Below are 8,993 nucleotides of genomic sequence, written 5' to 3'. Positions count from 1 at the left end.
CAGATGTGTATAAGAGCCAGCGGGCGCCGGGGGCTCCGCGCTCTTCGGGGCGCCGGCCGCCCGACGTGACCTCGCCGCCCGCCGGCCCGTTGCACCTGCCGGGAGGCGTCCTGCCGCCGCGGCGGACCCGCCAGGGTCGCTCGTTGCGGGGACATCTGGCCCCCGGTGGGTTTGTTCCGTCGGGTTCGGGGGACCTGCTGCGCACGCCCCGGCTCCGGCCCGCGCCGGACGGTGGGCGGCGGGACCGGCGCTCCGGGCAGGATTGGCGGGCCGCGACTCCGGGCATACAGCGCGGTGATGATGAAAGGAGGACAGCATGGCTGACGTCGCGAGTCGCAGCACGTCCCGGACCGGGAGCGAGCCGTCCACCGCGGAACTTGTGCAGCGGGCCACCGAGCAGGTCTCCCGGCTGGTGCGGGACGAGCTGGCGCTGGCCCGAGCGGAGCTGACCCAGAAGGGAAAGCACGCCGGGATCGGGATCGGCCTCTTCGGCGGCGGCGGGGTGATGGCCCTCTACGGCACGGGCGCCCTGGTCGCCGCGGCGATCCTGCTGCTGGCGCTGGTGATGCCCGGGTGGCTCGCCGCCCTGATCGTGGGGGTGGCGCTCTTCCTGCTCGCCGGGGCGCTCGCCCTGGTCGGCAAGAAGCAGGTCAGCCGTGCCGTCCCGCCGGTGCCGCAGGCGACGGTTCGCAGCGTCCGGGCGGACGTGGACACCGTCACCGCCGCGGTGAAGGACGGGAGGCGGGCATGACGGGCAACGGGACCGGCGACACCGAGGCGCTCCGCGAGGAGATCCGGCGCACCCGGGTGGAGCTGGGTGAGACGGTGGAGCTGTTGGCCGCCAAGGCCGACGTCAAGGCCCGGCTGAAGGACTCCGCCGAGCAGGCGAAGGCGCGGATGCGCGAGCAGGCCGCGTCGACCCTGGCCCGGGTGCGCGGGCAGGCGGCGCAGAAGGCCGGCGTGGTGCGCGGGCAGGCCGCGGAGAAGGCCGGCGTGGTGCGCGGGCAGGCCGCGGAGAAGGCCGGCGTGGTGCGCGGGCAGGCCGCGGAGAAGGCCCGGGTCGCCCGGGTGCAGGCGTCCGAGAAGGGTGGGACGGTCCGGCGCAATCCCGTCCCGTGGGCGACCATCGCGGCCGGCGCGGTGGCGAGCGTGGTGGTGCTGCTGATCGTCCGGGGGAGGCGCAGGTGAGCGGAAAGATCGGCAAGGCCGCGTACAAGCCCGTCGGGGTGCTGCTCGGGCTGGCCGCCGGCACGGTCGCCGGGGTGATCTTCCGGCAGGTCTGGAAGGTGACCGCGGGCGACGGCGAGGCGCCCAGCGCCACCGACGAGGACCGCGGCTGGGGCGAGATCCTGGCCGCCGCGGCGTTGCAAGGAGCGATCTTTGCGGCGGTCCGGGCCGCGGTGGACCGGGGCGGCGCAGTCGGGGTACGCCGGCTGACCGGCAGCTGGCCCGACTGATCAGCGCAGGTGTCGGCCCCTTCCCCAGCCATCGACGGGGAAGGGGCCTTTCGCACGGTCCCGCCGGCCCGCCCAGTTGATCTGACGCATCCGTCAGGTCACATGTCGGAGAATTTCGTCCGTTGGGCTGTGCAGAGTTTTTACGTACGTGGTTTGCTGTTCCCCGCTGTTGAGAGACGGCGTGGGTTGAGAGAAGTCTCCTTCACCGGGGGCCGCCTCAGGCGCCGCTGCTCGAAAACGGCCAATCGGCCGCACGGCGTGCTCGGCCGCCAGTTTTAGAAGGAGATACACATGGCGCAGGGAACCGTGAAGTGGTTCAACGCAGACAAGGGCTTCGGCTTCATCACCGTCGACGGCGGGGGTGCTGACGTGTTCGTCCACTTCTCGGCCATCCAGACCAGCGGCTACCGCACGCTGGAGGAGAACCAGCGGGTGGAGTTCGAGATCGCCCAGGGTCAGAAGGGTCCGCAGGCCGAGCAGGTCCGCCCCCTCTGAGCAGTGCCGGCCGGCAGCCGCCGGCCAGTGCGATCCGGCCCCCCGGATCGATGTGAAGCCCCGCAGCCCGCGCAGGGATGCGGGGCTTTCCGCGTTCCGGGGACGGTCCGGGTGGGACGCGCGGGTCAGGACCGGTGGCGGCGAGCCCGCACCCCGTACCAGAGTCCGGCCAGTCCGATGAGGACGAGCACCGGCCCGACCACCGCCCAGATTCGCTGGTCGGTCATCACGCTGCCGCCGATGTAGCCGAGGCCCTGCACGGTCCAGACCGCGCCGACGACCACCGCCAGCAGCCCGAGCGTGAGTGTCAGCCAGCCCCTCATCGAATCCCCTTCCGGCGTACGGCGCCGGTCCAAGCATGCCCGCCGGCGCCCCGGCACGTCGGCGCCGCGCCGGTCACCACCGGTCGTGCACCTGCGGCCGGATCAGCTCGTCGTACGTCTGCCGCACGGCGGCCCGCTCCGCGTCGGTCAGCGGCGGCAGGTCGGCCGCTGCGGCGTTGCGCCGGGCCTGGTCGGCGTCGCGGGCGCCGGGGATGACCACGGTGACGCCGGGCTGGTCGAGGATCCAGCGCAGCGCGAACTGGGCCATCGTCCGGTCCTCGCCGACCAGCGGCGCGAGCCGGCGCACGGCGGCCAGGCCGAGGTCGTAGTCCACCCCGGAGAAGGTCTCGCCGACGTCGAACGACTCGCCGTGCCGGTTGAAGGTGCGGTGGTCGTCGGCGGGGAAGGTGGTGTGCTCGTCGTACCGGCCGGAGAGCAGGCCGCTGGCCAGCGGCACCCGGGCGATGATGCCGACCCCGGCCGCCGCGGCGGTGGGCAGCACCCGCTCCAGGGGCTTGTGCCGGACCGCGTTGAGGATGATCTGCACACTGGCCACGCCGGGCCGGCCGATGGCGGCGAGCGCCTGGTCGCAGGTCTCCACGCTGACCCCGTACCCGGCGATCCGCTGCTCGGCGACCAGCGTGTCCAGGGCGTCGAAGACCCGGTCGTCGGCGAAGACCGCGGTGGGCGGGCAGTGCAGCTGGACCAGGTCCAGGGTGTCCACGCCGAGGTTGGCTCGGGACCGGTCGGTCCAGGCCCGGAAGTTGTCCAGGGTGTACGCCTGCGGCGTCTGCGCCACCCGGCGCCCCATCTTGGTGGCGACGGTCAGCCCGTGCCCGGGGCGCTCCCGCAGGAACCGGCCGATGAGCTGCTCGCTGCGCCCGTCGCCGTACACGTCGGCGGTGTCCAGGAACGTGACGCCGGCGTCCACGGCGGCGGCCAGGACGGCCATCGCCGCGTCCTCGCTGACCTGGCCCCAGTCGGCGCCGAGCTGCCAGGCGCCGAGTCCGACGATGCCGACCTGCCGGCCGAGCCGGTCGAAGCTGCGCTGTTCCATCCCGACGAGCCTAGTGATCCGCTTGCCCGGGCGCTCGACGGGCCGTATGGTTCCAACAAAACGTACGTACGGTTTGGAGGCTGTCATGTGGGATCCCACCACCTACCTGCGGTACGGCGACGAGCGGTCCCGGCCGTTCCACGACCTGGTGGCCCGGATCCCGGCGCCGCGGCCGCGGGCCGTCGTCGACCTCGGCTGCGGGCCCGGCACCCTCACCGCCAGCCTCGCCGAGCGCTGGCCCCGGAGCCGGATCGTCGGCCTGGACTCCTCCCCGGAGATGATCGACCGGGCCGCCACCCTGGACGTGCCGGTCAGCTTCGCCGTCGGCGACGTCCGCGACTGGCGCCCCGGGCCGGACGTGGACGTGGTGGTCTCCAACGCGGTCCTCCAGTGGGTGCCCGGCCACCGGGAACTGCTCGCCCGCTGGGCCCGCGAGCTGCCCGCCGGGGCCTGGCTGGCCACGCAGGTGCCGGGGAACTTCGACGCCCCGTCGCACCGGGCGCTGCGCGAGGTCGCCGGGCGGGACCGCTGGCGGGCCGAGCTGGCCCCGCTGCTGCGCGAGGCGCCGGTCGGCGACCCGGTGGACTACGCCGCCCTGCTGGTCGGCGCCGGCTGCGCGGTGGACGCCTGGGAGACTACCTACGTGCACCTGCTCCCGGCCGCCGCCGACGCGGACCACCCGGTGCTGACCTGGATGGAGGGGACGGCGCTGCGCCCGGTCCGGGCCGCGCTGGACGCCGCCGGCTGGGCCGACTTCCGGGCCGAGCTGGGGGTACGCCTCACCGCGGCGTACCCGGTGCGGCAGGGTCAGGTGTACTTCCCCTTCCGCCGGATCTTCGTGGTGGCCCGCACCGGCGCCCACGCAGAGGAGAACCAGTGACCGACCTGTCCACCTTCATCGCCGGACTGCCCAAGGTGGAGCTGCACGTGCACCACGTCGGCTCCGCCTCGCCCCGGATCGTCGCCGAGCTGGCCGCCCGGCACGAGGGGCGCACCCCCGTCCCGGCGGACCCGGACGCCCTCGCCGACTACTTCGCGTTCCGCGACTTCGCCCACTTCATCGAGGTCTACCTGAGCGTCGTCGACCTGATCCGCGACCCGGAGGACGTCTGGATCCTCACCCACGAGGTGGCCCGGGAGCTGGCCCGCCAGCAGGTCCGGTACGCCGAGCTGACCGTCACCCCGTACTCGCACGTGCACCGGGGCATCCCCGCCCCGGCGTTCTGCGAGGCCATCGAGGACGCCCGCAAGCGGGCCGAGGCCGACTTCGGCATCGCGCTGCGCTGGTGCTTCGACATCCCCGGCGAGGCCGGCCTGCCCGCCGCCGAGGAGACCCTGGGGATCGCCCTGGCGGAGCGGCCGGACGGGCTGATCAGCTTCGGCCTCGGCGGCCCGGAGATCGGGGTGCCCCGACCGCAGTTCAAGCCGTACTTCGACCAGGCCCGGGCGGCCGGCCTGCGCTCGGTGCCGCACGCCGGGGAGACCACCGGACCGGAGACGGTCTGGGACGCGCTGCGGGAGCTGGGCGCCGAGCGGATCGGCCACGGCATCTCCGCCGCCCTCGACCCGCAACTGCTCGCCCACCTGGCCGAGCGGCAGATCGCCCTGGAGGTGTGCCCCACCTCCAACGTGCGCACCCGAGCGGTGGCGACCATGGCGGAGCACCCGCTGCCGCAGCTCGTCGAGGCCGGGCTGCTGGTCACCGTCAACTCCGACGACCCGCCGATGTTCGGCACCACCCTCAACGACGAGTACGCGGTCGCCGCCCGGCTGCTGAACGCCGGTCCGGAGGGGCTGGCCGGCCTGGCCCGCGCCGCGGTGACCGCGTCGTTCATGGAGGCCGGCGAGCAGGCGCGAATCAGCGCCGAGATCGACGCCTACCTGGCGGCCGCGACCCGCTGAGCGGACGCGACGGCGCCGGCCGGCGGGGAGACCCGCGTCGGCCGGCGCCGCCCGGCGAGGACGACGTTGATCCCGACCAGCCCACCGAGCGCCGTGGTGATCACGACCTTGGCCAGCGGCGTGCCGAGCGGTGGCCGCCGCGCGCCGTACGCGAGCACCGGGTCCTGCCAGGCGGCGAGCGTGAGGGCGACGCCCACCCCGATCACGGCGGCCCAGCGGAGCAGGCGGCTGACGGTCGGCGTCATCACGGTCACCTCACGCCCGGGGTGCGGCTCGACGGGGGAGTGGCGCGCGGCGGGAGCGAGGTGTGGGGGGACCGAACTCCCGCCGCGCGCACGGCTCCGGCCTGCCGGTGGTGTTACAGGGCGTTCCGGCCGACGGAACTGATGGGTTCGTCCCAGATCCTGTCAGTCCACCGTGGCCCCGACGCCGTCGTTAACCCGGATCTAAGGAAGACTTGCGCCGGCCCACAGCCGGCGGGGTCAGCGCGGCCGGGGCCAGCGCCGCCCGCCGGTCTTCTGCTCCCGCGCCTCCCGCGAGATCCGGCCGACCAGGCCGAACCGGTTGACCTGCCGGGGCGTCGCCTCCGGGTCGGCCAGCAGCATCACCACGCTGGCGCCGCCGAGCCGGGCCCGGTCGATGCTCACCGAGCCGTTGGCCTGCAACGCCACCCGCTTGGCGATGTCCAGCCCCAGCCCGGTCGAGCCCTGGTCGCTGGCGCCGCGGCGCAGCGCCCGGTCGGGGTCGGCGATGCCGGGGCCGGCGTCGTCGATCCGGATCGCCACGTACCCGTCCCGCCGGCTGACGGCCACCTCAAAGGCCGTGCCCTGCGGGGTGTAGCGGAAGACGTTGCCGATCACCGCGTCGAGCGCGGCGGCCAGCTCGGCCCGGGGCACCGGCGCGGGGATGCGCAGCTGCGCCCCGCTGACCCGGTGCGGCCGGTTCTGGTCCCCGGCGAGGGCCGCCCAGAAGACCATCCGGTCCCGGACCACCTCGCTGACGTCGCACATCGCCGGGCCGGTCTCCTGGGTGACCGCCTTGCGGGTGGTCTTGATCAGCTGGTCGACCTCGCCCTCCAGGGTGACGATGGCCTGGCGGATCCGCCGGATGCCCCGCCGCCGGTCCAGCTCCGCCTCGCTGAACGTGCCGATGCTGGTGTCGTCGGACTCCAGCGCCTCGGCGTCGAGGCGCAGCACGGTCAGCGGGGTGCGCAGCCGGTGGGAGAGGTCGGCGACGAGTTCCCGCTCGTCGGAGCGGAGCGCCACCAGCTGGTCGGCCATCCGGTTGAACGCGTGCCCGGCCTCGGCCAGCTCCCGCGGTCCGCTCGGTTCGACGCGTACGCCGAGGTCGCCGTCGCCGATCGCCAGGGCCGCCTTGACCAGCTCGCCGGTCGAGTCGACCGCGCGGGCGGCCACCCGGTCGACCACGATGACCGCGGCGCCCACCAGCGCGACGGCCACCGCGAGCAGCAGCAGCCAGCGGCCGCCGGAGCCCTCGTCGAGCACCCGGTCGGGGACGAAGACCTCCACCACGGCGACCTTGTCGCCGAGCACCACCGGGTCGAGCCGGAGCACCCCGCCGGGCACGTCGGTGACCAGCGAGCGGCGCTCCGCGCCGGCCCGGGCCAGCGCCGCCGCGTCGGCGCGGCCCGCGGACTCGTCGCCACCCAGTCCGTGGACGACCGGCCGGGTCGCCGGGTCGTCACCGCTGGCCGCCACGGCCCGCCCGACGACCGCCGGGTCGGTGCTGACGGCGAGGGCACCGGTGACCAGGGCGCTGCGCCGGGCGGCGTCCGCCAGCTTCTCCTCGCGCGCCTGGTCGCCGAGGCTGATCCCGAGCGGGAGGAGGAAGGCGAGCGCGACGAGGCTGCACATGCCGGCCGTGAGCCAGGCCAGCGACGACCTCAGTCCGGCGCCACCAGCCGGAAGCCGACCCCCCGCACGGTGCGCAGGTAGCGCGGCTTCGCCGCGGACTCGCCCATTTTGCGGCGCAGCCAGTACAGGTGAACGTCGATGGTCTGGTCCTCGCCGACCGATGGCTGCCGCCATACCTCCTCCAAGAGTTCCCGCCGGGACACTACCCGGCCGGGACGTGCGGCGAGATACGCCAGCAGGTCGAATTCCTTGCGGGTCAGCGCCAGCGGCTCCCCGTCGAGCAGGGCGCTGCGCTCGCCCACGTCCACCCGCAGGCCGCCGACCGTGTGCACGGCCGGCTGCACCGTGCGGCTGGCCCGGCCGGCCCGGCGCAGCACGGTGGTGATCCGGGCATCCAGGTGCGCGCCGGTGAACGGCTTGACCATGTAGTCGTCGGCCCCCGCCCGCAGCAGCCGGACCACCGACTGCTCGTCGTCGCGGGCGGTGGCGATGATGATCGGGACGTCGGTGATGCCGCGCAGCATCCGCAGCGCGTCGGAGCCGTCCAGATCGGGCAGGCCGAGGTCGAGCACGACCAGGTCGGGGGTCTCGGCGGCGACCCGGCGCAACGCGTCCAGGGCCGTACCGACGGCGTGCACGGCGTGCCCCCGGTCGGTGAGGGACCGCAGCATCGCGCCGCGTACGACGTGATCGTCTTCGACCAGGAGCACGGTGGCCACGTCAAGACGGTACTGGGCGTGGCAAGTTGATCGCGTTGCGGCACTGCTGGAAAGCGGGCAAGCTGGGACGACGATGACGTTCACCCTGTTTCCCGACGCCCGGCTGGCGCTCGCCCGGGACGCGCTCGCCGGCCTGTCGGTCGGCGACGCGCTCGGCGCGCAGTTCTTCGTCCCCGGCCGGCACCCCACGGACCTGGCCGCCGGACGGCTGCCGCCCCCACCGTGGCCGTGGACCGACGACACCGAGATGGCCTGCTCGGTGGTGGCCGCGCTGGCCGCCGGCGGACGGATCGACCGGGACCGGCTGGCGCTCGACTTCGCCGAGCGGTGCGAGCCCTACCGCGGCTACGGCCCGGGCGCCGTCACCATCCTCCGGCTGATCCGCACCGGCACGCCCTGGCCGGTGGCGGCCGCGTCCGCGTTCGACGGGCAGGGTTCCTGCGGCAACGGGGCAGCGATGCGGGTCGGCCCGCTCGGCGCCTGGCACGCCGACTCGACCCGTCGCGCCGCCGACCAGGCCCGTGCCTCCGCGGAGGTCACCCACGCCCATCCCGAGGGAATCGCCGGGGCGGTCGCGGTGGCCGTCGCCGCCTCGCTCGCCGCCCGGGCCCGCCTCGACGGCGACCGGCCCGAGCCGACCCGGTTGCTGGCCGCGGTCGGCGCCGCGCTCGACCCGGCCGGCGAGGTGCACGCGCGGGTACGCCGGGCGGCCGGCCTGCTGGGTCGCCCCGCCGGCGAGGCCGCCGACGTGCTCGGCAACGGCTCCCGGGTGACCGCCCAGGACACCGTCCCGTTCACCCTCTGGGTCGCTGCCACCCACCTCGACGACTACCCGACGGCGATCCGGGTCTGCGTCGAGGCCGGCGGGGACGTGGACACCACCTCGGCGATCGTCGGCGCGGTGGTCGCCGCGCACACCGGCGTCGGCACCCCCGGCGGCGTGCCGGACGGCTGGCTGGCCGCCCGCGAGCCACTGCCCGACTGGCTCCCCGCCCACGCCTGAACCCCTTCAGGAGGCCGGGCCGGGACGCGCGGGTGGTGCGGGCTGGGCGGGCAGCGTCAGCGCGCCGCGCCGCCGGCGGCTGAGCAGCCAGCCGAGTGCCGCGCCGCCGCCCAGCCCCTGGCTCTTATACACATCTCCGAGCCCACGAGACGCGTAGTAAGCT

At 74.9% G+C, this 8,993-nt stretch carries 11 protein-coding genes and 1 pseudogene; 7 read left to right on the top strand and 5 right to left on the bottom strand.

Going from position 1 to position 8,993, the window contains the following annotated elements; all coding sequences use genetic code 11:
* Window positions 1-316 precede the first annotated feature (316 nt).
* From DKT69_RS03080 to DKT69_RS03065, 4 genes and pseudogenes are all read left to right on the top strand, one after another.
* Window positions 317-751 (top strand): phage holin family protein, encoded by a 435-nt coding sequence (locus DKT69_RS03080; protein ID WP_109800083.1) that lies wholly within the window; start codon window positions 317-319, stop codon window positions 749-751.
* Window positions 748-939 (top strand): annotated as a pseudogene (locus DKT69_RS39430) (DUF3618 domain-containing protein); the annotation flags it as partial. The gene DKT69_RS03080 and the pseudogene DKT69_RS39430, both read left to right, overlap by 4 nt.
* A 245-nt stretch (window positions 940-1,184) precedes the next feature.
* Window positions 1,185-1,457 carry a DUF4235 domain-containing protein gene (locus DKT69_RS03070; RefSeq protein ID WP_109800081.1) on the top strand — a complete coding sequence of 91 codons (273 nt, stop codon included), beginning with the start codon at window positions 1,185-1,187 and terminating at the stop codon, window positions 1,455-1,457.
* A 291-nt stretch (window positions 1,458-1,748) separates the two neighbouring features.
* Entirely contained in the window at window positions 1,749-1,952 is a 204-nt protein-coding gene (locus DKT69_RS03065) for a cold-shock protein (RefSeq protein WP_011905669.1), read from the top strand.
* A gap of 125 nt (window positions 1,953-2,077) precedes the next feature.
* Here the strand turns inward: DKT69_RS03065 and DKT69_RS03060 are convergent, their stop codons facing one another.
* Together DKT69_RS03060 and DKT69_RS03055 are read right to left on the bottom strand one after the other, a co-directional pair.
* A complete protein-coding gene (locus DKT69_RS03060) occupies window positions 2,078-2,275 on the bottom strand; it encodes a hypothetical protein (RefSeq protein ID WP_109800080.1) in 198 nt (65 codons plus the stop codon).
* 73 nt (window positions 2,276-2,348) lie between these two features.
* Entirely contained in the window at window positions 2,349-3,332 is a 984-nt protein-coding gene (locus DKT69_RS03055) for an aldo/keto reductase (RefSeq protein ID WP_109800079.1), read from the bottom strand.
* 85 nt (window positions 3,333-3,417) lie between these two features.
* On the opposite strand from DKT69_RS03055, the gene DKT69_RS03050 reads away from it, so the two are divergent.
* Together DKT69_RS03050 and DKT69_RS03045 are read left to right on the top strand one after the other, a co-directional pair.
* Window positions 3,418-4,212, top strand: a complete 795-nt coding sequence (locus DKT69_RS03050) for a trans-aconitate 2-methyltransferase (RefSeq protein WP_109800078.1) — start codon at window positions 3,418-3,420, stop codon at window positions 4,210-4,212.
* Entirely contained in the window at window positions 4,209-5,234 is a 1,026-nt protein-coding gene (locus DKT69_RS03045; RefSeq protein WP_109800077.1) for an adenosine deaminase, read from the top strand. The genes DKT69_RS03050 and DKT69_RS03045 overlap by 4 nt, the downstream gene beginning before the upstream one ends.
* On the opposite strand, the gene DKT69_RS03040 is transcribed toward DKT69_RS03045, so the two are convergent.
* From DKT69_RS03040 to DKT69_RS03030, 3 genes are all read right to left on the bottom strand, one after another.
* Window positions 5,210-5,479, bottom strand: coding sequence for a hypothetical protein (locus DKT69_RS03040; protein ID WP_146230974.1), 270 nt, complete (start codon window positions 5,477-5,479; stop codon window positions 5,210-5,212). The genes DKT69_RS03045 and DKT69_RS03040 overlap by 25 nt on opposite strands.
* Before the next feature lie 237 nt (window positions 5,480-5,716).
* Window positions 5,717-7,108: a HAMP domain-containing sensor histidine kinase gene (locus tag DKT69_RS03035; RefSeq protein WP_109800075.1), complete on the bottom strand. Its 1,392-nt coding sequence runs from the start codon at window positions 7,106-7,108 to the stop codon at window positions 5,717-5,719.
* Window positions 7,109-7,137: 29 nt separating this feature from the next.
* Entirely contained in the window at window positions 7,138-7,827 is a 690-nt protein-coding gene (locus tag DKT69_RS03030; protein ID WP_109800074.1) for a response regulator transcription factor, read from the bottom strand.
* Between the two features lie 73 nt (window positions 7,828-7,900).
* Between DKT69_RS03030 and DKT69_RS03025 the strand changes: the two genes are divergently transcribed.
* Window positions 7,901-8,830: an ADP-ribosylglycohydrolase family protein gene (locus tag DKT69_RS03025; RefSeq protein ID WP_109800073.1), complete on the top strand. Its 930-nt coding sequence runs from the start codon at window positions 7,901-7,903 to the stop codon at window positions 8,828-8,830.
* Window positions 8,831-8,993 lie beyond the last annotated feature (163 nt).

This window comes from Micromonospora sicca, assembly GCF_003172935.1.
Classification (GTDB): domain Bacteria; phylum Actinomycetota; class Actinomycetes; order Mycobacteriales; family Micromonosporaceae; genus Micromonospora; species Micromonospora sicca.
The sequence above is the reverse complement of the archived record's forward strand: the minus strand, read 5'-3'. Positions and strand labels throughout refer to the sequence as shown.